We start from the raw sequence: 21,067 nt of genomic DNA on the forward strand, positions 1-21,067 counted from the left end.
CCGACGCCGCCGGCGACCCGCCGACCCTCGCCGCCACCCGGCTGGTCGCCGCCCAGCAGGGCTTCACCGTGCGCCCGCCGGTCGCCGGCAACGGCCACGACCGCAACCTCGACGACCTGCAGGCCATCGCCCTGGCCTCCGGGGTGCGCACCCGCTCCGTCCGGCTGGACGGCCGCTGGTGGCGGCAGGACCTCGGCCCGATGGTCGGCTACCGCAAGACCGGCAGGGCGGTCGCCCTGCTGCCGGTCGGCGGCCGGTACGTGCTCGCCGACCAGGGCACCGTCACCCCGCTCACCCCCGCGCTCGCCGCCGAACTGCAGAACAAGGCCACCGTGCTGTACCGGCCGCTGCCGGCGAGCGTGCGCAGCGTCGGCGGACTGCTCCGCTTCGGGCTCCGCAACAACCGCCGCGACCTGTGGATGTTCTCGCTGATGGCCGCCCTGGTCGCAGTCGTCGGCCTGCTCGTCCCGGTGATGACCGGCGAGGTGCTCGGCACCTTCGTCGCGCACGCCCAGCGCAACCTCATCACCGAGGGCGCGGTCGTGGTGATCGGCTCCGCGATGGCCGTCGCCGCGCTCTCCGTCGTCCAGAACATCGCCGTGCTGCGGATCGAGAGCCGCTCCACCGCGGCCATGCAGGTCGGCGTCTGGACGCGACTGCTCTCGCTGCCCGCCTCGTTCTTCTCCTCGTACTCCACCGGCGAACTCGGCACCACCGTCCTCGGCGTGAGCGCCGCCCAGGAGACCCTCTCCGGGATGATGACCACGGCCACCCTCGGCCTGTTCACCGGCCTCGCCAACCTCGTCCTGGTCTACTTCTACGACCTGCGGCTGGCCGGCCTCGCGACCGCCCTCGTCCTGGTCGGCGTCGGCTTCGGCCTGGTCGCCGGCCGGGTGGAGGTCCGCTGGCAGCGCAAGCTGTACGCGCACGAGCAGGCGATGTCCTCGCGGGTCTTCCAACTGCTCACCGCCGTGCCCAAACTGCGGGTCACCGCCGCCGAGGACCGGGTGTTCGGCGTCTGGGCCGGCGAGTTCGGCCGCGGCCGAGGCCTGGCCGCCTACTCGCGCCGGGTGCAGAACGCCGTCACCACCTTCAACGCCGGTTTCCCGCTGGTCTGTTCGGTGGTCGTCTTCGGCGTCATCGCCGGACCGCTCGACGGCAGTGTGCCCGTGCCGGTCTTCCTCTCCTTCTTCACCGCCTTCAACCTGCTGATCGCCTCCAGCTTGCAGTTCACCTCCGCCGCCGTCACCGCCATGGGCGTCGTGCCGATGCTGGAACGGCTCCGGCCGATCCTGGAGGCCAGGCCCGAGGTCGACGACTCCAAGGCCGACCCCGGCGACCTGTCCGGCCGGATCGGGCTCAGCCACGTCACCTTCCGCTACGGCCAGGACGGCCCCGCCGCCCTCCAGGACGTCACCCTCGGCATCGAGCCCGGCGAGTTCGTCGCCATCGTCGGCCCGTCCGGCAGCGGCAAGTCGACCGTGCTGCGGCTCCTCCTCGGCTTCGAGAAGCCGGAGAGCGGCACCGTCCTCTACGACGGACAGGACCTCGGCGAACTCGAGGTCTCCGCCGTCCGCCGCCAGTGCGGCGTCGTCCTGCAGCACGGCGCACTGCTCGCCGGCGACATCAAGGCCAACATCGTCGGCTCCACCAACCACACCCTCGACGACGCCTGGGCCGCCGCCGAGATGGCCGGCATCGACAAGGACATCGCGGCCATGCCCATGGGCATGAACACCGTGCTCTCCGAAGGCACCAGCACCCTCAGCGGCGGCCAGCGGCAACGCCTCATGATCGCCCGCGCTCTGGTCTCGCGTCCCCGCATCGTCTTCTTCGACGAAGCCACCAGCGCCCTCGACAACCCCACCCAGCGCCTCGTCACCGAATCCACCCGCCGGCTCAACGCCACCCGCGTGGTCATCGCCCACCGGCTCTCCACCGTGGCCGAGGCCGACCGCATCATCGTCATGGACCAGGGCCGGGTCGTCCAGCAGGGCCGCTACGAAGAACTGCTCGCCGACCGGGACGGCCTGTTCGCCCGCCTCGCCAGCCGCCAGATGTGAACCGGAAGGACGGAGATGGAGTACGCACTGCTGGTCTTCGGCCAGGAGACCGACTGGGACGCCATGACACCCGCCGAACGCGAGGAGCGGTTCACCGCCAACCGCGCCTTCGGCCGGGAACTCGCCGAAGCCGGCGTCCGGATCGTCTACGGCGCCAAACTCGCCCGCCCCACCGCCGCCGAGGGCGAGGAACGCGCAGCCGCCGGCGTCCTGGAACTCGGCGGCCTGTGGATCGTCGACGTCGCCTCCGAGGAGGATGCGCTGCACTGGGCCGCGAAGCTGCCCGTCAGCCCGGGAGCCCGCGTCGAAACCCGCCTCTGCGACCGGCCTCCGCGGCCGGCGGAGTAGGGAGACACGAAATCAGGGGCGCGTGGGGGTACCTCCCGGCCGAAGGCTGGGGGAGAACTGCGCGGTCCGGATGGGGCTCACCGTACGAACCAGGGCTCGGCCCGAATTCGTCACGATGCCCGATCCCGGACTGCGCAGTTCCCCGCGCCCCTGGTGGTGCCCTCCGCAGTTCCCCGCGCCCCTGTGAGTTTCTCTCCTCAGGCGAGGTGCTGGGCGAGGGTGGGGGCGAGGGTCTCGGGGCGTTCGAGGAGGGGGAGGTGGCCGGTTTCGGGGAGGGTGAGGAGGCGGGCGTCCGTGAGGGTGTCCCGGAGGAGTTCGCCGTTGCGGACGAACGCCGGCATGTCCTCGTCGCCGACGACGACCAGGGTGCGGGCGGTGATCCGCCGCAGGTCGTCCGGGGTGTGCCGGTGGGCGGTGAGGGCGTCCATGGCCCGGTTGCCGAGTTCGGCCCAGCCGTGGCGGGCGACGACAGCCCGCAGGGACGCCCGGAGGGCGGGGTGCCGCAGGGTGCCGGTGAAGATGTCGGGCGGGGACTGCATCCACAGGTCGGCGAGTTGTTCGCCGGGGCCGGTGAGCCGGTGCAGCATCATCAGCTGGCGGTACCGGAGCCGGGCGGAGTCCTCGTTGGGGGTGCCCGCCAGGGTCGGTGCGGCGAGCACCAGCCTCTCGACCAGGTCCGGTTCCTGGAGGGCGAGTTGCAGGGCCGAGGTGGAGCCGAAGGAGAGTGCCACGACGCGTCGGGCGCCGGTCTCCCGGGCGATGTCGGCGAGCTGTGCGGCGAGTTCGGGCAGGGTGAGGCCGGGGGTGAGCGGTGCGGAGCGGCCGTGTCCGGGCAGGTCGACGCCGATGTGGGTGTGGCCGGGCAGCAGCCGCCAGAGCGGCTGCCAGACGGTGGAGTCCATGGTGTAGCCGTGCAGCCAGAGCACGGCGGGTCCGCTGCCCTCGGTGTGCAGGTGGAGGCCGTGCGGGCCGGTCATCGGGCACCGCCCGGGGCCGTCCGGGTGGCGAAGTCGGCGCAGAAGGCGCGGAAGGCGAGGACGGGTTCGTCGCGGGCGTCGTACCGGGGCACGGCGTGCGGGTCGAGGTTCTCCCAGACGACCTTGTCCTCTTCGAGGGCCTTGCGGCTGCCGCCGACGAGGGCGGGCAGGGCGGCCTGCTGGTCCGTGCGGACGCCGATGGCGACGCGGGCGGTGCAGCCGCCGCCGGGGGCGGGGACGGAGCCGGTGACGATGACGTGGAGTTCTTCCGGCGGGCCGAATTCGGTGACGACGACGGAGGGGCTGAAGGCGCGGGCGAGGAAGCGGGGCCGGTAGTCCCAGCGGACGGTACGGGTGCGGATCGCCTGCCAGCGGATCTCTTCGAGCCGGCGGGCGTCCTGCCAGGGCGAGGTCTGCATGAGGAATTCGCCCTCGATGACGAGTTCGCCGCTGTCGCCGGTGCGGGCGGCCATGCCGCGGGTGCCGGGCACGCCGTGCACGGCCTTGAAGTGGTCGGGGTCGAAGGCGTTCTCGACGACGTACGCGGGGTGGACGTCGACCTGCAGGCCGACGGCCTCGACGAGCGGGTAGGTGTCGGCCCAGCCCTTGACGGCCTGTTCGAAGCCGCGGTCGCCGTCGGGGTCGTCGGAGAGCCGGACGAAGAGGGCGTCGCCCCAGGCAAGGACGGTGTGCTCGGCGACCGACCAGTGCTTGTCGGGGTCGCCGAGGGCGATCCGCTTGCCGTGGAAGGGGCAGACCACGCAGTCGCCCTCGCGCCGGCCGCCGAAGCCCAGGTGGGCGCCGCGGTGCGGGCAGGTGGCGTCCAGGACGCGGACGCGGTCGCCCTCCTTGACGGCGATGAGGCGGTGGCCGCCGACGGCGAGCGGGGTGATGTCGTCGGTGAGTTCGGAGCGGAAGGCCAGCAGGTACCAGCCGTGGTGCGCGGTCGTCTGTTCCATGGTCATCGTTTCGCCAGTGCCTCGATCAGTTCCTCGGCGGCCCGTTCGCCGCTCGCCAGGGCGCCCTGGACCCAGGGCAGCCGGTGGCCGGTGACGGTGGCCTCGCCGGCGAAGAAGATCGCTCCGGCGAGGGGTTCGGCCCACTGCCGGGCGGCGTCGCCGGCGGTGGCCGAGGGGGCGGTGAACGCGCCGCCGGCGTAGGGGTCGCGGCCCCAGTCGGCCGTCTCGGTGTCCAGCACCGCGGCGCCGGCCGTCCAGGGCAGGGCGGTGGCGAGCAGGGCGGTGAGTGCGGCGGGGTCGGCGGCGGCGGTGCGCAGCCGGTCGGCGGCGGCGGCCTTGGCGACGAACAGCACCTCGGGGCGGCCCTCGGCGCAGCGGAGGAAGCCGCCGGTGCCGTCGGTGTCGAGGACGATCGCGGTGGCGGGCGCGGGCCGGTCCAGCACGGCGACCAGGCAGTAGCCGTCGCCGAGCGGCAGCCGGGCGGCGGCCGCGGTCCTGGCGGCGAGTTCCTCGGCGGGCAGGCCGGTGAGACGGAGCCTGCCGGCGGTGAGGACGGCCGGGGGCACGGTGACGACGGCGGCAGCGGCGGTGGTACGGCCGGCGGCGGTGCGGGCGGTCACCCGGCCGTCGGCGCAGTGGAGTTCGTGGACGGGGTCGCCGAGCCTGACGTCCAGGCCTTCGGCGAGCAGCCGGGGCAGCCGGTCGAAGCCGCCGCGGACGGCGTACTCGCCGTCGCCGACGTGCTCGCCGCGGTGGGCGGCGGCGATGCCGCGGGTGCCGATGAGGGCGGGGTCGGCGGCCCAGTTCTGCCGGAACCACTCCTCGGCGGCGCGGCGTTCGGCGCCGGTGCTGCCGCGGGCGGTGAGCCAGCCGTCGACGGACAGGCCGGCCGGGCCGGGGTCGGTGTGCAGGGCGGCTTCGAGCAGCCAGGGGGCGCGGCGGCCGCGGCCGAGGACGTCCATCGGGCGGTCGGTGCCGTCCTCGACGATCCGGGCGGTGATCCGGCGCGGGACGGCGGCGGTGTTGCCGGTGCCGACGAGGGTGTGCACGGGGTTGCGGTCGCCGTGCACCACCTGGGCGCCGAGCTCCAGCGGCGGGCCGCCGTCGGCGGGCCGGTGGGTGCGGATGCGGCCGCCGACCCGGTCGCGGGCCTCGTGGACGGTGACGGTGAGCCCGGCCCGGTGCAGCCGGCGGGCGGCGGCCAGGCCGGCGGCGCCGGCGCCGACCACGACGACGTCGGTGCTCATCGGGCCTCCCCGGCGGGGCAGAGGTCGACCGGGTAGGCGCGCAGCCTGCGCGGCACCAGGGTGAGGTCCCAGGCGGCGGGGCCGTCGGGGCCGCGCAGCGCGGGGAAGCGGCGGACCAGCCGGGGCAGCAGCAGTGCGCCGGCCTGGCGGACCAGCTGGGCGGCGAGGCAGAAGTGCGGGCCGCCGCCGAAGGCGAGGTGCGGGTTGGGGTGGCGGTCGAGCCGCAGGGTGTCGGGGTCCTCGAAGACGTCCGGGTCGCGGTTGGCGGCGGCGATGACGGCGAGCACCCGGGCGCCGGCGGGCAGGGTGCCGCCGGTCAGCGGCACGGGTGCGGTGGCGACCCGGGCGGTGAACGGGATCGGCGCCTCCAGCCGGAGCAGCTCGTCCACGGCGAGGCGGGCGAGGTCGTCGTCGGCGGCGGCGAGGCGGCGGACGGCCGCCCGGTCGGGCAGCAGCGAGTGCAGCGCGTTGCCGACGAACTCGGCGAGCGGCTGCCAGCCGCCGACCACCGCGAGGTTGAGGATGCCGAGCATCTCGGGCCGGGTGAGCCGGGTGTCCGCGGCGAGCGCGGCGAGCGGCACGTCGGCGCCCTGGGCGGTCAGCCGGACGGTGTGGGCGTCGAGGTAGCGGCCGAGGGCGGTGGCGGCGGTGCGGCCGAGGGCGGCCCGCGCGGGCGGGGCCATCGGGTCGAGGTTGGCGGAGGCGGCCCGGGCGAGCGTCTCGAAGCGGGTGAGTTCGCCGTCGGGCAGGCCGAAGAGCCGGGCGAAGACGGCGGTGGCGAGCGGGCGGCCGATGTCGGCGACGGCGTCCGGCCGGCCGGGGGCCGCCGCGAGCCGGTCGAGCAGGGTGTCGGTGTCGGCGGCGATGCCGTCGGCGACGGAGCGGACGGCGGCCGGGCCGAGCAGCAGCGCGCCGGGGGCCCGCAGCCGGTGGTGGTCGGGCGGGTCGGTGGTGAGCATCGACGGCGGGAGGGCGTCCTCGCGGGCGCGTTCCCGCTGTCCGCGGGCGGCGGACAGCCGGGGGTCGCGGAGCACGGTCGCGCAGTCGGCGTGCCCGGTGACCAGCCAGAAGCCGGAGGCGGTGTCGTGGTGCACCGGGTCGTTGGCCCGCAGCCACCGGTAGGCCGGGTACGGGTCGGGCCGCCCGGCGGGGGCGAACGGGTGGATCAGGTGCTCGGGCAGCCGCACCGGCGCCGTGGTCATCGGGGCGACTCCTGACTGTCGGTGGGCGTGCTCGGTGGTGCGCGGCCGGGTCCCGCGGGGACCCGGCCGGCGTGCCGTCAGCGGACCCGGGGGCCGCGCCAGCGGAAGGTCATGGCGGTGAGGACGAGGCCGCCCAGCGTCCACAGCGCGAGGACGAGGGCGATGTGCCCGAGCTCCCAGTTCCCGGCGGGTTCGACGGCCTGGAAGGAGTCCGGCAGGAACACCGAACGGAAGCCCTGCGCCATCCACTTGACGGGGAAGAACGCGGCGGTGGTCTGCATCCAGTGCGGCAGCTGGCCGAACGGGAAGAACACGCCGGAGATGAACTGCAGCACCATGAAGACCGGGGTGACCACGGCCGCCGCGGAGCGGCTGTTGGGGATGGCCGCGGAGTAGGCGGCGCCGGCCATCGCGCAGGCGACCGTGCCCAGGGCGAGGTCCCAGCCGAGGGTGGCCCAGCGCTCGGCGGTGCTCGGCAGCGGCAGCCCGAACAGGGTGAGCGCGATGCCGAGCAGCAGCGCCGTCTCCAGCACGGTGGTGACCACGACCCGGACGAGCTTGCCGACGAAGTACGCGGACTTGGGCATCGGGGTCATGGCGAGCCGGCGGACGGTGCCGGTGTCCCGCTCGATGGCGACGTTGATGGCGAGGCCCGAGAAGGAGGTGCTCATCACGCCGGCGGCGATGATGCCGGCCATGAACACCTGCTTGAGGTCGGTGTCGGTGCCGGCCACCTTGCCGGAGAAGATCGAGCCGAAGACGACCAGCAGGATCACCGGGAACATCAGGGTGAAGACCAGGGACTGCTTGTTGCGGAAGAACGCCCGCAGTTCGACCCGGGAGCGGGCCATGCCGGCCCGCCAGACGCCCGGCATCGGCGCGGTGCGGCGCGGCTCGCGGGCCGCACCGCCGGCCGGGGCGGCCTGCGCCGGGGAGTTCGGGGAGGCCTCTGCGAGAGTCATCGGGTGCCCTCCTCGGCGCCGTCGACGGGGTCGGTACCGCGGTCGGTGCCGCCGATGTTCTGCCGGATGAGGTCCAGGTAGACGTCCTCCAGGGTGGGGCGGTGCACCCGCAGCTCGGGCAGTTCGGCGACGCCCGCCTCGCGGGCCCACGGCACCAGCACGGACAGCAGTGCGGTGGGGGTGTGGGTGCGGATCCGCAGCAGGCCGTCGGCGGTGGCCGGTTCGGCCTCGGCGCCGTGCGGCAGGTGCGGCAGCAGGCGGTGCGCGAGCTCCGGCGGTGTCCGGAAGGAGACCGTGGTCGGAGTCTTCGCGCGGTCGCCGAAGTCGGCGAGCGGCCCGTACTGGACCACCCGTCCGGCGACGATCACCGCGGCGCGCTGGGCGAGCGCCTCGGCCTCGTCGAGGTAGTGCGTGGTGAGCACGGTGGTGCGGCCGCGCTCGGAGAACCAGCGGACCAGGTCCCAGGCCTCCCGGCGGGCCACCGGGTCCAACCCGGTGGTGGGTTCGTCCAGGAAGATCAGGTCGGGGTCGCCGACGATGCCGACGGCGACGTCGAGCCGGCGGGCCTGGCCTCCGGAGAGGTCGGTGCTCTGCTTCTTCTCGTGCTTGCCCAGTCCGACCATGTCGATGACCTGGCCGACCGGGAGCGGCGCCGGGTAGAACGCCGCGAAGTGCTCCACGACCTCGCGCACCGTCAGGTCGTTGTACGCGCCGGTGGTCTGGGGGACGACCCCGATCCTGGCGCGCCACTCGCGCCGGTCCTCGGCCGGGTCGTGGCCGAGGACCCGCACGTCACCGCCGGTTCGCTGCCGGACACCCTCCAGGATCTCGACGGTCGTCGTCTTGCCCGCGCCGTTCGGCCCGAGCAGGGCGAAGACCTCGCCTGCGTGAATGTCCAAATCCAGACCCTGTACCGCGTGCCAGTCGCCGTAACTCTTGCGAAGGCCGCGGACGGAGACGGGGTTCTCCCCGACGGCGGTAGCCACTTGGATCGCTCCTAGGTGGTGATCAGGTTGATCGGTGGGATCAGGTGCAGCAGCAGCACGGGCAGCAGCAGGAGTTGCCGCCGGCCGCGATGTCCGACAGGTCGCCCTCGCTGAGCTCGGCGGTGTCGATCTGCGGGGTCTCCGGGATGTGGAACTCGTAACGACCGGTCGCGAGGCCGATCTCGAAGAGCTCGACCTGGACCTCCAGGTTGCCCTCCTGCTCGCCCTCGGCGGCGGTGTTGACGATCACGATCTCGGCGTCGGCCGGGAGCTCCAGGCCGGCCTCGGCGAGCGCGGCACGGGCGTCCGTCCGAAGACGGGCCGCGTACTCCTCGCTCGACCAGGCGCTGATCAGGGCGCGGGTGTAGCCGTTGACGAACTCGGCCCGCTTCCGCTGGTCCAAAGCCATAAGACTTTTCCTTTTCTCGGTTCCGGACTTCACCGGCGGCGCCTTGCTGCGCTGCCGACAAATGAACGATGACATGCCGGGAAATGGCCTGCCAAGACGTCAGTTCCGGTGCCGAGAGTAAGTATTGAGCACGTCGGGGGCGTGCGGTAGATTTCGGGCGGCGAGATGGCAGGAATGCGTATGGGAATACGCATCGGAATACGCATCCGAATACGTACGGCGGCAGGATGCGTACGTATTCGGCGAATTCCTTCTGCGTATCGCGCCGGGCCTACGCATCCGCGTACGCCGCCGCAGCCGACCCGAAGGGACACACGGACGTGGTCCGAACCGCGCCTACGCACCCGGGCCCGCGCACCCCGGGCTCCGACCGCTCCGGGCTGCCGCTGCCGCCCGGTCCGCCGGAGGAGATCGACATGGCGGTGATGCGCGAGGCACCGCTCGCCTTCATCACCGACCTGGCCCGTACCTACGGCGACATCACCCGCCACCGGGCCGGCGGGGACACCGTCTACCTGCTGAACCGGCCCGAGTACGCCCGGCACGTCCTCAAGGACAACGGCGCCAACTACACCAAGCAGGACACCCCGGACGACGCCATGCTGCGTCCGCTGCTCGGCAACGGCCTGCTCACCAGCAACGGCGCCGACTGGGCCCGCCAGCGCCGGCTCACCGCGCCCGCCTTCCGCCCCAGCTCGGTGCGGAGCTTCGACGGCATCGTCACCGAGGCCACCACGGCGCTGCTGGAGCGCTGGCGCCCGTCCGTCGAGGCGGGCAGCCCGATCGCCGTGGACGACCACCTCACCGCGCTGACCCTCGGCATCCTCACGCACGCGATCCTCGGCGCCGACATCGACGGGATCGGCGAGGGCTTCGGCCGCGCCGTCGACGCCGTCAACCGGTGCATCGGCCACTACGTGCCCGACCCGGACCCGGACCCGGCCGACACCGCGCAGCGCTACGCCGCCTTCAGCCGGGCGCGGGTCTTCCTCAACACGGTGACCCGCACCCTGATCGCCTCCCGGCGGGCGGCCGGCTGCCCGGTCTCCGGCGGCGACGCCGTCGGGGGCACCGACGGCGGGGCGGGGAACCTGCTCGACACCATGATGTCCGGCGACCACCTGGTCTCCGACGAGGACCTCCGCGACCAGGTGCTGACCATCGTCATGGCCGGCCACGAGACCACCGCCAAGTCGCTCAGCTGGACGCTCTACCTCCTCGACCGCCACCCCGAGGAGGCGGCCAGGGTCCGCGAGGAGATCGACCGGGTGCTCGGCGGCCGCCCGCCGACCGCCGCCGACCTGCCCGACCTGCCGGCCTGCCGGCGGGCCGTCCAGGAGGCGATGCGGCTCTACCCGCCGGTCTGGCTGATCTCCCGGCGCGCGATCGGCCCCGACGTGATCGGCGGCTACCGGGTGGAGCCCGGCACGCTCGTCTGCGTCAGCCAGTGGGTGCTGCACCGGCACCCCGACCACTGGGACGCGCCCGAGGAGTTCCGCCCGGACCGCTTCGACGGCGCGTCCTTCCCCAGCCACCTCTACCTGCCGTTCGGCGGCGGCGACCGGATCTGCGTCGGCCAGCACTTCGCGCTGCTGGAGGCCGTCCTGGTGCTGGCCACCCTGCTGCAGTCGGTCCGCCTGGAGGTCGTCGACGGCCTCGCGGTCGAGCCGGAGGCCCTGGTGACGCTCCGTCCGAAGAACGGCATGACGATGATCGCGAGGCCCCGATGACCGCCCCCGCTCCCACCACCCCGGACCGCCCGGTCGGCGGCTCCTACGACCCGGCCCGCACCACCGGCGGCGGGCTGGCCGCCGAACTCGACCGGCTGGAGGCGCAGGCCGCGCTCTCCTTCGCCGAGGAGCTGCACCTGCTGCGCGAGCTCGGCATCGCCGTCCCCGGCGGCACCGTGCTCGAACTCGGCGCCGGCCCCGGCGCGGTCACCCGCCGGCTGCGGGCCGCCCTGCCCGACGACACCGCCCTGGTCGCCGCCGACATCGACGCCGAGCTGCTGGCCCGGGCGGCCGGCCCCGGCGTCACCCTGCTCGTCGCGGACGGCGCCGACCTGCCGCTGGAGGACGGCAGCGTGGACTTCGTGCTGCTCCGGTACGTCCTCCAGCACGTGCCCGACCCGGCGGCGGTGCTCGCCGAGGTCCGGCGGGTGCTCCGGCCCGGCGGGCGGGTCGCCTGCACCGAGGTCGACTCCGCCTGCTGGGGCGCCGCCGACCCGTCCTACCCCGAACTCGCGGGCGTGCACGCCAAGATGGCCGCCGCCCAGCGGACGGCGGGCGGCGACCGCGCGATCGGCCGGCGGCTGCCCCGACTGCTGCGCGCCGCCGGTTTCGATGACGTCGTGCTGCGGCCCTTCGCCACCACCAACGACGACCACCCCACGGACGCCTTCGCCCCGCAGCTCGGCCCGCAGCGGCTGGAGCCGCTGGTGGCCCGGGGCGTCCTCTCGCTGGCCGAACTCGCCCTCGCGGCGGACCGCTGGAACCGCTTCCGGTCGGACCCCGACGCCTGGGTGATGCTGCTCGGCCTCACCGCCTCCGCGACCGCACCCGCGGGCCGCGGACCGCGGGCCGCCCGCTGAGGGCCCCCGCACCACCACCCGCACCGCTCGACGAAAGGCATCGGATGAACCCCAACCTGAAGATCTTCATCACGATCTTCTGCTACATCAGCGCCGTGGCCGGCCTGGTCACCGCGGTCATGGACGCCAGCCACAAGCCCGCGCAGACCACCGACGCCGTCATCGCCGGCGTGCTCGGTGTGGCCTTCCTGCTCGGCGGCATCGCCCTGACCCGCAAGCCGCGCTACTGACCGGGCCAGGTGGCCGGGGCAGCGCTGCCCCGGCCACCGCCCGGCCGTTCGCCCCCGCACCTGGGCACGGACATGACCGTGCATCAGATCGGGAACCGGTTCCACCCCGGTGGTGTCAGTGGTGGACGGTACGTTCCTGCTGCGGCCCCGGGCCGCAGCAGGAACTCCGCCGCCCCGGGCACCGGCAGCAGGTGCGGGCGGCCACCCCGATCAGGAGAGTCATGAAGGCCATGTTCCGGAAGGCGCGCATCGCCACTTCCGCCCTCGCCGCAGCCGCCGTCGTCGGCCTGCTGGCCGCCCCGGCCGCGCAGGCCGCACCGGCCGGCGTCGCCAACCCCGACTTCGAGTCCGGCGCCAGCGGGTGGAACACGTTCTCGTTGCCGTTCGGCACCGGGATCATCACCGACGACCCGGCGCTGCCCGCGCACTCGGGCACCTGGAAGGCCGAGCTCGGCGGCCACGGCCGGCCCGGCATGGACCGGATCACCCAGCAGGTGACGATCCCGGCCCTGCGGGTGCCGGTGCTGACCTTCTGGGTGCACATCGGCACCCCGACCCCGGCCACCTTCGGCTACCACGAGCTCACCGTCGAGGCCACCGCGCCGGACGGCACCCCGTACACCCTGGCCAGCCGGACCAACAAGGACAGCGGCAGCGGCTACCAGCAGGTCACCGTGACCCTGCCGAGCGCCTTCTACTCCTCCACCGAGCAGAAGGCCGTGATCTCCTTCTTCTCCGTGGACGACGCCGCCAACAAGGTGCCGTTCCTGATCGACGACGTCTCGATGGCCTACCGGCTGAAGATGTCCCGGCCGTTCTTCCCGCCGGTGCTGCTGAAGCCCTGATGCGGTGTCCGTTCCGGTCCGCCGCCACGGGCCGGGACGGCGGGCGCCCGGCGGGGCAGGATGTCCCGGTACCTGCCACACACCGCCGACCGCACCGGGGAGTCCAGGCTTGACCGAGCAGTTGACCGAGCAGCACCGGCCGTTCCTCTACGTCGTCGTCTGCGCCGCGGGCATCGCGGCGGACGTCGGCACCCTGATCGGCGCCGCCCAGGACGAGGGCTGGGGCGTCGGCGTCATCGCCACCCCGACCGCACTCGGCTTCATCGACCGGGAGACCGTCGAGGCGCGGACCGGCCACGCCGTCCGCTCGGCCTGGCGCACCCCGGGCAGCCCGCAGCCGCTGCCCTGGGCCGACGCGATCGCGGTCGCCCCCGCCACCTTCAACACCGTCAACAAGTGGGCCGCCGGCATCTCCGACACCCTGGCCCTGGGCATCCTCTGCGAGGCGCACGGCCTCGGCACGCCGACCGCCGTCCAGCCGTACGTCAACGCGGCGCAGGCCGCCCACCCCGCCTACGGGGCGAGCCTGGAGCGGCTGCGGTCGATGGGCGTGCTGTTCGGCGACGCCGTCCCGCACCGGGCCCGCACCGACGAGGGCCGCGCCGCCTACCGCTGGACGGCCGTCCTCGACCTGCTCCGCCCCGTCCTCACCGGCACGGGCGGCAACGGCTGAAACCGCCCCGGAACGCCGAAGTCCGGCACCGGGGAGCCGGTGCCGGACTTCGGCGGGACGGTGGGCCGCCAGGGGCTCGAACCCTGAACCTACGGATTAAAAGTCCGCAGCTCTGCCAATTGAGCTAGCGGCCCGCCGGCGGGCACGACCGTGCTGGTACAGCGCTCGCCGGGGCCGATCCTACCCGGTGATCCCCGGGGGGCCGCCAGGGGATTGTGCGCCGCGCCGCGCCTCGAACCGGTGCGCGGACGAGCGTCAGGCCGCCGGGTCCAGGTGGACGGCCCGGACCCGGCGCAGCCAGGCCTCGGCCGGGGCCTCGTCGGGCGCCGCCGGCAGCACACCGGGCCGGTCGAACCGGGCCTCCGCCGAGGCGAGCAGCCCGGCCGCCTCCTCGGGCCGCTCGGCGTAGCGCTCGCCGAGCGCGCGGACCCGCTCGGGGTCGGCGAGCCGCACGGTGACCTCGCCGGTCTCGTGCAGGGCGAGGCCCTGCTCGACCAGCCGGACGAGGTGCCGGGCGTGCTTGGCGGCCCTGGCCCGCGCGGCCGGGTCGGTGGTGTCCCGGGTCGTCAGCTTCCTGAACTGCTGGGTGGCGTAGCCGAGGTAGGAACGGCGGACGGCGTGCTCGCTGAGGAAGGACCGGCGGATGCCGATCAGCTCCTCGCCCAGCGCGGTGCGCACCTCGTACAGGCCCTCGGGCAGCCAGGCGAGTTCGGAGGCGGTGGGGTTGCAGTTGAGCGCGAGCCGGCACCACTTCGCCGCCTCGTGCAGGGTCCGGTCGGGCGCGGTGGTGACGTGCGACTCGGCCGGCCGCTGCAGGCCGTGGAACTCGACGGTGGGCGCGGCGAACAGGCCGAGCCGGTCGATGTCCGAGCCGGCGTGCGCCAGGCCGTACGCGGTGGAGCCGACGATGCCGGCGAGCAGGACGTGCACGGGCGTCTCCGTCCGTCGGGGCCGGCAGAACCGGTGGGGGCTGAACAGGCAGTCTGCCGTGCGGCCGCCACCGGGCGCGACCGAATTGTCGGTAGGTCGCTCCGGCCGCCCGTGCTCCGGCGCGCCGATACTGGGCCCATGGCGAACGGGCTGATGGACAGCGTGGTCCCGGCGGCGAAGCTCAGGGCCTGGTGGGCGCACCGGCAGTGGCTGACGGGCGGCCCCGAACCGGCGCACGCGGGCGCCTCCCCGGCCGAGGTGCTCAGCGCGGCCGGCTGGGCCCGGTCGGTCGGCGGCGCCGCCCCCTACCTGGGCCTGTTCGCCCGGGCCGGGCTGGGCCGGGAGGCGGTGGACACGGCGGTGGCCGCCCTGGAGGTGCACGAGCTGCCGTCCGCCCGCGGCTGCACCTACGTCCTGCCTGCTGCGGACTACGCACTCGGCCTGGCCGCCGGCGCGGGTGCCCCGGAGAGCGAGATCACCTCCGCGGTGAAGCACCTGGGCGTGACCCGGGACGAGATCGAGAAGCTCTGCCTGACCCTCGGCCATCTCCTGTCGCCCGACGACCCGTTGGAGCCGGCGGCGATCCGCGAAGCGGCGGGCGGGGCCGTCCGCCCGCTCGGCGAGGCGGGTCGCAAGCGCGGGGTGTCGACCACGCTGCCGCTGGCGCTGGGGCTGCTGCAGGCCCGCGGCCAGGCCCGCCGGGTACCGGTCAACGGCCGCCTGGACCAGCAGCGTTACGGCTACGTCCGGTGGGACCAGCCGGTGAAGGGCTCCGCCGCGGAGCTCGCCGAGCGGTACCTGTCGTGGGCCGCGCCGGCGGCCGTCCGGCACCTGAGGTGGTTCACCGGGTTCACGGCGGCGACCGCCAAGGCCGCGCTGGCCCCGCTCGACCTGGTCACCCTGCCCGGCACCGACCTGCTGCTGCCGGCCTCCCTGGTGGCGGAGTTCGAGGCCTTCGTGCCCCCCGCCGAACCCTCGTACGCGCTGGTCGCCGGGATCGACGGCATCCACCTGCTGCACCGGGACCTGCCCCGGCTGCTGGACGCGGCCGACGCCGGACGGACCCTGCCGGGCGGGCGGGCCGGGCGCACCTTCGGCTCCGAGGCCGACCCGCAGACCCATGTCGTGGTGGACCGCGGCCGGATCGTCGGGCTGTGGGAGTACGACCCCGGGGAGCGGGAGATCGTGCACCGGCTGTACGTACCGGAGGACGCGGCACTGCGCGCGGCGATCGACCGCACGGAGGCGTTCGTCCGCGACGAGCTCGGGGACGCCCGCGGCTTCAGCCTGGACTCGCCGAAGAGCCGCGCCCCCCGGATCGCCGCCCTCCGCGAGGCGACTCCGTAGGCGCTCGGGATGCCACAGCGCCCCTGGGGTTGACCACTCAAAGCGCGGTCGGGATGTAGTCGAAGGAGGCGACGCCCGGCACGCCCCGGGCGAGGCCGGCGGCCAGGACGGGCGGTACGGCGGCGTGCACGCCGGGCTCCAGCGGGACGTCGGGGTAGGCGAGCCGCTCCTCGGCCGGGGTGACGGCGAACTGCGCGTCCATGCCCGGCCGGTTGCCGCGCGCGTCGATCCGGACCCACTCCGACTGCCCGGGCAGCCGGTACGCGGCGAGGGCGTGCAGCGCCTCCAGCCGCTGGTAGCACAGGCCGGCCGGGATGCCCTCGGCACGGAGCAGGGCGACCAGCAGGTGGGACTTGCCGTGGCAGACGGCGTCGCCCGCGGCGAGGACGTCGGAGGCGCGGACGGCGGCGCTCCACCGGTCCACGTCGTAGGAGTGCGCCACCTCGTCGCGGACGTGCAGGTACAGGGCGCGCGCGGTCTCCTCGGCGCTCGCCCCGCGCAGGCTGCGGGCGAGCGCGCGGATCGCGGGGTGGTCGTGGTCGATCGTGGCGTCGACGGCCAGGTGGGCCCGGTCGTCGGCGGCTGTGGGCTGTGCGGTCATGCGGCCATCCTGCGGGGCCGGGGTGCGGACCGACCGGGATTTCCGCCCTTCGGACACCGCCGGTTCGGCTACGGTCGGGGCCATGAGCGACGAAGTCCTTGTGGTCACCGGCGGCGGACGCGGGATCGGGGCCGCCACCGCCCGGCTGGCCGCGGCCCGCGGCCACCGCGTCTGCATCAACTACCTCAACGACAGCGTCTCGGCGCAGGCCGTGGTGGACGGCATCCGCGCCGCGGGCGGCACCGCGATCGCCGTCCGGGCGGACGTGAGCCGGGCCGACGGGGCGAGGCGGCTGTTCGAGACGGTCGACGAGCGCCTCGGCACGCTGACCGGCCTGGTGAACAACGCCGGCACGCTGGAGAAGCAGTGCCGCCTCGACGAGCTGGACGAGGACCGGCTGGCCCGGATCTGGGCGGCCAACATCACCGGACCGTTCCTGTGTGCGGGCGAGGCCGTCCGCCGGATGTCCACCCGCTACGGCGGCCGCGGCGGGGCGATCGTCAACGTGTCCTCGGCCGCGTCCCGGCTGGGCTCGCCCAACGAGTACGTGGACTACGCGGCCTCCAAGGGCGCGCTGGACTCGATGACCCGCGGCCTGGCCCTGGAGGTCGCCGGCGAGGGCATCCGGGTCAACGCGGTGCGCCCCGGTCTGATCCACACCGGCATCCACGCGCTGGGCGGCGAGCCCGGCCGGGTCGACCGGGTCGCGCCGGGGCTCCCGATGGGCCGCGGCGGGCAGCCGGAGGAGGTCGCCGAGAGCATCCTCTTCCTGCTGTCGCCCGCCTCCTCGTACAGCACCGGGGCCTTCGTGGACATCGCCGGCGGGCGGTGAGCGGCGCGGCGGAACGGGTTTCGCGATCGGGCCCGCCCGGCGGGCCGGGCGGCCTACCGTTGGCCCCATGACCGAGAGCGAGTTCGACGACGCCGTCGACACCGACGCCGCTGTTACTGCCACTGCCTCCACCGTCACCGCCGGTGCGACGTCCGGGGCGGTCGCCGACATCCCGGCACGCCTCGACTACCAGCGGTCCCGGCCGCACGGCACCGTCCCGGACGTGCCGAACTTCCGGGACGCCGGGGTGGGCACCGTCCGCCCCGGCGTGCTGTTCCGCTCCGGCACCCTCGCCCTGCTGACCCCGCAGGGCGCCAGGGCGCTGGAGGCGCTCGGCATCCGGGTCGTCGTCGACCTGCGCACGTCGACCGAGCGCAGCCGCTGGCCGGACGAGCGGCACGGCCTGGACTACCTGGACCACCACCTGCCGCTGCTGCCGGACCGCTCGGAGACGGGCATCGAGTGGCCGTCCGGGTCGCTCCCGGTCTACCTCTTCATGGCCGAGACCGGCGGGGCCGCGATCGCCGGCACCGTCCGCCGGCTGGCCGCACCGGACGGGACGCCCGCGGTCGTCCACTGCGCCGTCGGCAAGGACCGCACCGGTCTGACCGTCGCCGTGGTGCACCACCTGGCCGGGCTGTCCGAGGAGGAGATCGTCGAGGACTTCCTGCGCTCGAACGTGCACCTCGGCCTGGACAAGGGGCCGGTGCCGTACCTGGACGAGAACGGCGAGGAGCAGCTCTCGCACCCGGTGGAGGCGGACAGCCTGCTCGCCGCGCTCGCCCGGATGCGCGAGCTGCACGGCTCGATCGAGGGCTACCTGCTCGCCCACGGTGTCACCGCGGAGGAACTGGCCGCACTGCGCGCCAAGTTGGGCTGAGGGTCCGGGCCGGAAGGGCGCGACACCGGCTCAGCCACGGGCGGGCCGGTGCCGCTCCTCCCAGGCGAAGGCCGCGGCCATCAGCACGGCGATCGCCCCGAGTTGGACGAGCGCCGACCTCCCGGTGCCGAGCGGGACGGTCGCCGCGACCAGGGCTGCCGCGACCAGCCGGGGCAGCAGCGGGTGCAGCCCGAAGGTGCGGCGGATCCCGGCGTTAGCGACCAGGAACAGCGCCGGGCCGGCGGCCAGCACCGCGGCCCGGGCGGTGGAGAGCCCCGCCGTCGGGTGCGCGACGGCCGACTCGGCGCCCGCCGCGAAGAGGATCACCGCGAGCAGCAGCGCGTAGTGGCCGAGGTTGTGGACGCGGATCGCCACGCGGTTGCGCCGGGCGTCGTCCAGCACCGCCATCACGGCGACCGTCCGCTCGTCGTCGTCGTGGCCGAAGTAGGCCCACCACAGGCCGATGCAGACCGCGAGCGCACAGACCGCCGCGCCCACCGGCCCGGCGGTGAGCTCCTCGTGGCCCGCGGCGCCGGCGCCCAGCGCGACCACCGACTCTCCGAAGGCCACGATCACCACCAGCCCGTGCCGCTCCACGAAGTGGTCCGCCCGCAGGTGGAACTGCGGCAGGTCGACCAGGTACGGGTTGGCGATCTGCAACGCCAGCGAGGCCGTCCACAGGGCGAGTTGGACGGAACCCTCCAGGTAGCCTCCGGCCACCACCAGGACGGCGATGACCAGGTTCAGTCCGCCCATCCGCAGCACCGACCCGCGGGCCACCCCGGCCGCCGCGAACATCCCGGTGTGCACGGCGATCACCAGCAGGTACGCCCAGCCGAACGCGGCCCCGCTGCCGTCGAAGGCGTGCGGCACGGCGAGCGAGACGATCAGGAAGCCCGTCATGCCGAGCAGCAGGAAGGCCCGGCGCGGGTGCGTCGACGGCGGCATCGCGTTGGTGAGCCAGATGAACGCGTCGTACATCCACCAGATCACGGCGAGCATCACCAGCACCCGCACCAGCCCGCCCGGGGTCAGGTGGTGCACCAGGCTGGCGGTCAGCTGGGTGATGGTGAAGACGAAGACGAGGTCGAAGAAGAGCTCCAGCGGGCCGACCCGCAGTTCGGCCTCGCCCTCGACGGCGGTGGTCCTGGTGGCAGTGGTCACGGGCGCGAGTATGGATCAACTCGGCCGCCTGCGGGCGGGATTTCGGCCGCACCGGTGCCCGCCCGGTGACGTGCCCCCGCCCGGGGCACCCGGCCGAGCGGGTTAGGGTCGCAGGAGAGTCCCCGGAGCGAGGAGTACGGAAATGGCGGGTGTCCCGAGCACGGCGGTGGCGGCGGCCGGTCTGATCGGCGGGTACGGCACCGCCCGGTGGAGCGGGCGCCGGGAGCTCGGCGGGGCGGTGCTCGCCGCCGCCGGTGCCACCGCGGCCGTCCAGTGGAACCGCCAGGCCGGCCCGGCCACCGCGGCGGCGCTGACCGGGCTCTACGTGGCGGCGTTCGGCGGCTCGCACCCGCTGGCGAAGAAGATCGGCGCCTGGCCCTCCGTCCTTGCGGTGACCGCCGTGGTGGCCACCGCCTCGGCCCTGGCCACCCGCCGCAGCAACTGACCCGAAGGCCCCGAGGGTCCGGGCAGGCGCCCCGCCCGGCCGCGGGTCGGCCCGGGTGCCGCTCAGGCCGCCGGGAAGCGCGCCTCGAAGGCCGCCCGGTTCGCCGACACCGGTGAGCGGTCCCAGACCGCGAAGACCACCCGGTCGAAGGCGGCGCCGTGGGTCGCCAGGGCGGCGGCGAAGGCGTCCGCCACCACCGCCGGGTCGTTGCGGAACACCCCGCAGCCCCAGGCCCCCAGCACCAGCTCGCGGACGCCGTGCCGGGCCGCCGCGGCGAGCACCCGGACGGCCCGCTCGGCGAGCACCCCGGCCACGTCCACCGGCCGGCCGCCGGAGCGCAGCGCCAGCTGGCCCGCGTTGGGCGCGGGCGAGGTCAGGAAGGACAGCGCGTAGGGCTCGGCGAGCAGCCCGCCCGGCCCGCGGACCACCGGCACGTGGGGCGACCAGATCACCCGGTGGCTGTACCGCAGGTCACCGGAGGCCCGGTGCGCCTCGTAGTAGTCCGGGGCCTCCAGCAGGCACCGGTAGAGCAGCGCACTGCGGCAGAGGTCCTCCTCCTGGGCCTTGGCGCCGCGCAGGTAGCCGCCGCCCGGGTTCCGCGCCGAGGCGAAGTTCAGCACCGCGACGTGCTCGCCGCCCGCCGCGACCAGCCGTGCGCCGGCCTGGATGCTGCCCTCGGCCGTGACCTCGACCGCCCCCGTGAACGGCCCCGCGCCGGGGCCCGCCGGCTCGTCCGGCCCGTACGAGACCGTGCCGGCCCGGGCCGCGGCCAGGACCGGCCCGATCTCCACCACCGCACCGGCCCGCGTCCGGTAGTTCCCCCGCTCGGCGATCTCCTCGTTCTCGACCGCCACCTGGTGCATTCGACTCATGGCGGTGACGCTACGCGCCGCCCCGGGGAGTCCGCCATCGATTATTCTCATTCCGAGAACAACACCGCGCCCGGCCGCCCGGGAACGCGGACGGGCCCGCCCCACCGAAGTGGAGCGGGCCCGTACCAAGGCGCGTGAGGCGTCAGTTCTTCCAGCGCGGCTTGCGGTCGTCGCGGTTGAAGCCGCCGCGCTCACCGCGGTCACGGTCGCCGAAGGAACGGCCACCGCGGTCGTCACGGCCGAAGCCCTGCGGACGGCCGCCGGAGCGGTGGTCGTCGCGGCGGGCGAACGGACGGCTGCTGCCGCTGTTGCCGCGGTCGCGGTCACCGAAGGACGGGCGGTCGCCGAAGGAGCGGGCCGGACGGTCGCCGAACGAACGGCCACCGCGGTCGTCGCGGTTGAAGCCGCCACGGTCGTCACGGTTGAAGCCGCCGCGCTCACCGCGGTCACGGTCGCCGAACGAACGGCCACCGCGGTCGTCACGGTTGAAGGAACGGCCACCACG

At 74.6% G+C, this 21,067-nt stretch carries 22 protein-coding genes, 1 tRNA gene and 1 pseudogene; 11 read left to right on the plus strand and 13 right to left on the minus strand.

From position 1 onward, the window contains the following. Positions 1-2,063 (plus strand): NHLP bacteriocin export ABC transporter permease/ATPase subunit (locus ABZ641_RS07070; RefSeq protein WP_359979795.1); only part of this gene is annotated, 2,063 nt, incomplete at its 5' end. 15 nt (positions 2,064-2,078) lie between these two features. Then, positions 2,079-2,411 carry a YciI family protein gene (locus ABZ641_RS07075; RefSeq protein WP_344627707.1) on the plus strand — a complete coding sequence of 111 codons (333 nt, stop codon included), beginning with the start codon at positions 2,079-2,081 and terminating at the stop codon, positions 2,409-2,411. A gap of 197 nt (positions 2,412-2,608) precedes the next feature. Here ABZ641_RS07075 and ABZ641_RS07080 read toward each other — a convergent pair whose 3' ends face one another. From ABZ641_RS07080 to ABZ641_RS07110, 7 genes are all read right to left on the minus strand, one after another. Further along, positions 2,609-3,388, minus strand: coding sequence for an alpha/beta hydrolase (locus ABZ641_RS07080; protein WP_344627708.1), 780 nt, complete (start codon positions 3,386-3,388; stop codon positions 2,609-2,611). After that, the gene (locus tag ABZ641_RS07085) at positions 3,385-4,347 is read right to left on the minus strand and encodes a Rieske 2Fe-2S domain-containing protein (RefSeq protein ID WP_344627709.1); all 963 of its coding nucleotides are present in this window, start codon (positions 4,345-4,347) and stop codon (positions 3,385-3,387) included. Before ABZ641_RS07085 ends, ABZ641_RS07080 begins: the two co-directional genes overlap by 4 nt. Positions 4,348-4,349: 2 nt before the next feature. Next, positions 4,350-5,594 (minus strand): FAD-dependent oxidoreductase, encoded by a 1,245-nt coding sequence (locus ABZ641_RS07090; protein WP_344627710.1) that lies wholly within the window; start codon positions 5,592-5,594, stop codon positions 4,350-4,352. Then, the gene (locus ABZ641_RS07095; protein WP_359979798.1) at positions 5,591-6,796 is read right to left on the minus strand and encodes a cytochrome P450; all 1,206 of its coding nucleotides are present in this window, start codon (positions 6,794-6,796) and stop codon (positions 5,591-5,593) included. The genes ABZ641_RS07090 and ABZ641_RS07095 overlap by 4 nt, the downstream gene beginning before the upstream one ends. Before the next feature lie 77 nt (positions 6,797-6,873). Further along, a complete protein-coding gene (locus tag ABZ641_RS07100; protein WP_344627712.1) occupies positions 6,874-7,758 on the minus strand; it encodes an ABC transporter permease in 885 nt (294 codons plus the stop codon). Continuing rightward, entirely contained in the window at positions 7,755-8,657 is a 903-nt protein-coding gene (locus ABZ641_RS07105; protein WP_234443623.1) for an ABC transporter ATP-binding protein, read from the minus strand. The genes ABZ641_RS07100 and ABZ641_RS07105 overlap by 4 nt, the downstream gene beginning before the upstream one ends. A 127-nt stretch (positions 8,658-8,784) precedes the next feature. Then, entirely contained in the window at positions 8,785-9,153 is a 369-nt protein-coding gene (locus ABZ641_RS07110; protein WP_234443622.1) for a hypothetical protein, read from the minus strand. Positions 9,154-9,473: 320 nt separating this feature from the next. Here ABZ641_RS07110 and ABZ641_RS07115 point away from each other — a divergent pair, with 320 nt between their 5' ends. The 5 genes from ABZ641_RS07115 to ABZ641_RS07135 all read left to right on the plus strand — a co-directional run bounded on the left by ABZ641_RS07115 (position 9,474) and on the right by ABZ641_RS07135 (position 13,491). Further along, positions 9,474-10,883: a cytochrome P450 gene (locus ABZ641_RS07115; protein WP_344627713.1), complete on the plus strand. Its 1,410-nt coding sequence runs from the start codon at positions 9,474-9,476 to the stop codon at positions 10,881-10,883. Then, complete coding sequence (locus ABZ641_RS07120) at positions 10,880-11,743, plus strand: methyltransferase domain-containing protein (RefSeq protein ID WP_359979802.1); 864 nt, start codon at positions 10,880-10,882, stop codon at positions 11,741-11,743. Before ABZ641_RS07115 ends, ABZ641_RS07120 begins: the two co-directional genes overlap by 4 nt. Before the next feature lie 44 nt (positions 11,744-11,787). Then, positions 11,788-11,973 (plus strand): hypothetical protein, encoded by a 186-nt coding sequence (locus ABZ641_RS07125; RefSeq protein ID WP_030271341.1) that lies wholly within the window; start codon positions 11,788-11,790, stop codon positions 11,971-11,973. Between the two features lie 221 nt (positions 11,974-12,194). Beyond that, positions 12,195-12,818, plus strand: a complete 624-nt coding sequence (locus ABZ641_RS07130) for a hypothetical protein (protein ID WP_344627817.1) — start codon at positions 12,195-12,197, stop codon at positions 12,816-12,818. Positions 12,819-12,927: 109 nt separating this feature from the next. Beyond that, complete coding sequence (locus ABZ641_RS07135) at positions 12,928-13,491, plus strand: flavoprotein (RefSeq protein ID WP_359979804.1); 564 nt, start codon at positions 12,928-12,930, stop codon at positions 13,489-13,491. Between the two features lie 61 nt (positions 13,492-13,552). Here the strand turns inward: ABZ641_RS07135 and ABZ641_RS07140 are convergent. Next, positions 13,553-13,625 (minus strand) — tRNA-Lys (locus ABZ641_RS07140). Between the two features lie 121 nt (positions 13,626-13,746). Further along, entirely contained in the window at positions 13,747-14,421 is a 675-nt protein-coding gene (locus ABZ641_RS07145; protein ID WP_359979806.1) for a nucleotidyltransferase domain-containing protein, read from the minus strand. Between the two features lie 138 nt (positions 14,422-14,559). On the opposite strand from ABZ641_RS07145, the gene ABZ641_RS07150 reads away from it, so the two are divergent. Continuing rightward, positions 14,560-15,768, plus strand: a complete 1,209-nt coding sequence (locus tag ABZ641_RS07150) for a crosslink repair DNA glycosylase YcaQ family protein (protein WP_344627815.1) — start codon at positions 14,560-14,562, stop codon at positions 15,766-15,768. 37 nt (positions 15,769-15,805) lie between these two features. Here the strand turns inward: ABZ641_RS07150 and ABZ641_RS07155 are convergent, their stop codons facing one another. Beyond that, the gene (locus ABZ641_RS07155) at positions 15,806-16,369 is read right to left on the minus strand and encodes a transglutaminase family protein (protein WP_344627814.1); all 564 of its coding nucleotides are present in this window, start codon (positions 16,367-16,369) and stop codon (positions 15,806-15,808) included. Positions 16,370-16,451: 82 nt separating this feature from the next. Between ABZ641_RS07155 and ABZ641_RS07160 the strand changes: the two genes are divergently transcribed. Both ABZ641_RS07160 and ABZ641_RS07165 read left to right on the plus strand, forming a co-directional pair. Then, positions 16,452-17,201: an SDR family oxidoreductase gene (locus ABZ641_RS07160; RefSeq protein ID WP_344627813.1), complete on the plus strand. Its 750-nt coding sequence runs from the start codon at positions 16,452-16,454 to the stop codon at positions 17,199-17,201. A 67-nt stretch (positions 17,202-17,268) separates the two neighbouring features. Beyond that, complete coding sequence (locus ABZ641_RS07165) at positions 17,269-18,081, plus strand: tyrosine-protein phosphatase (protein WP_344627812.1); 813 nt, start codon at positions 17,269-17,271, stop codon at positions 18,079-18,081. 30 nt (positions 18,082-18,111) lie between these two features. Here the strand turns inward: ABZ641_RS07165 and ABZ641_RS07170 are convergent, their stop codons facing one another. Further along, positions 18,112-19,245, minus strand: coding sequence for a low temperature requirement protein A (locus ABZ641_RS07170; protein ID WP_344627811.1), 1,134 nt, complete (start codon positions 19,243-19,245; stop codon positions 18,112-18,114). 142 nt (positions 19,246-19,387) lie between these two features. Here ABZ641_RS07170 and ABZ641_RS07175 point away from each other — a divergent pair, with 142 nt between their 5' ends. Continuing rightward, entirely contained in the window at positions 19,388-19,690 is a 303-nt protein-coding gene (locus tag ABZ641_RS07175) for a hypothetical protein (protein WP_344627810.1), read from the plus strand. Positions 19,691-19,752: 62 nt separating this feature from the next. On the opposite strand, the gene ABZ641_RS07180 is transcribed toward ABZ641_RS07175, so the two are convergent. After that, entirely contained in the window at positions 19,753-20,562 is an 810-nt protein-coding gene (locus tag ABZ641_RS07180) for a TIGR02452 family protein (protein ID WP_344627809.1), read from the minus strand. Between the two features lie 142 nt (positions 20,563-20,704). Beyond that, positions 20,705-21,067 (minus strand): annotated as a pseudogene (locus ABZ641_RS07185) (RNA helicase); the annotation flags it as partial.

This window comes from Kitasatospora sp. NPDC007106, from assembly GCF_040634455.1.
Classification (GTDB): domain Bacteria; phylum Actinomycetota; class Actinomycetes; order Streptomycetales; family Streptomycetaceae; genus Kitasatospora; species Kitasatospora arboriphila.

Coding starts and splice junctions, on each gene's coding strand:
- ABZ641_RS07165 (WP_344627812.1), top strand. CDS start 17,269: ATGACCGAGAGCGAGTTCGACGACGCCGTCGACACCGACGCCGCTGTT.
- ABZ641_RS07125 (WP_030271341.1), top strand. CDS start 11,788: ATGAACCCCAACCTGAAGATCTTCATCACGATCTTCTGCTACATCAGC.
- ABZ641_RS07150 (WP_344627815.1), top strand. CDS start 14,560: ATGGCGAACGGGCTGATGGACAGCGTGGTCCCGGCGGCGAAGCTCAGG.
- ABZ641_RS07100 (WP_344627712.1), bottom strand. CDS start 7,758: ATGACTCTCGCAGAGGCCTCCCCGAACTCCCCGGCGCAGGCCGCCCCG.
- ABZ641_RS07120 (WP_359979802.1), top strand. CDS start 10,880: ATGACCGCCCCCGCTCCCACCACCCCGGACCGCCCGGTCGGCGGCTCC.
- ABZ641_RS07085 (WP_344627709.1), bottom strand. CDS start 4,347: ATGGAACAGACGACCGCGCACCACGGCTGGTACCTGCTGGCCTTCCGC.
- ABZ641_RS07160 (WP_344627813.1), top strand. CDS start 16,452: ATGAGCGACGAAGTCCTTGTGGTCACCGGCGGCGGACGCGGGATCGGG.
- ABZ641_RS07155 (WP_344627814.1), bottom strand. CDS start 16,369: ATGACCGCACAGCCCACAGCCGCCGACGACCGGGCCCACCTGGCCGTC.
- ABZ641_RS07090 (WP_344627710.1), bottom strand. CDS start 5,594: ATGAGCACCGACGTCGTCGTGGTCGGCGCCGGCGCCGCCGGCCTGGCC.
- ABZ641_RS07180 (WP_344627809.1), bottom strand. CDS start 20,562: ATGAGTCGAATGCACCAGGTGGCGGTCGAGAACGAGGAGATCGCCGAG.
- ABZ641_RS07110 (WP_234443622.1), bottom strand. CDS start 9,153: ATGGCTTTGGACCAGCGGAAGCGGGCCGAGTTCGTCAACGGCTACACC.
- ABZ641_RS07075 (WP_344627707.1), top strand. CDS start 2,079: ATGGAGTACGCACTGCTGGTCTTCGGCCAGGAGACCGACTGGGACGCC.
- ABZ641_RS07130 (WP_344627817.1), top strand. CDS start 12,195: ATGAAGGCCATGTTCCGGAAGGCGCGCATCGCCACTTCCGCCCTCGCC.
- ABZ641_RS07175 (WP_344627810.1), top strand. CDS start 19,388: ATGGCGGGTGTCCCGAGCACGGCGGTGGCGGCGGCCGGTCTGATCGGC.
- ABZ641_RS07080 (WP_344627708.1), bottom strand. CDS start 3,388: ATGACCGGCCCGCACGGCCTCCACCTGCACACCGAGGGCAGCGGACCC.
- ABZ641_RS07095 (WP_359979798.1), bottom strand. CDS start 6,796: ATGACCACGGCGCCGGTGCGGCTGCCCGAGCACCTGATCCACCCGTTC.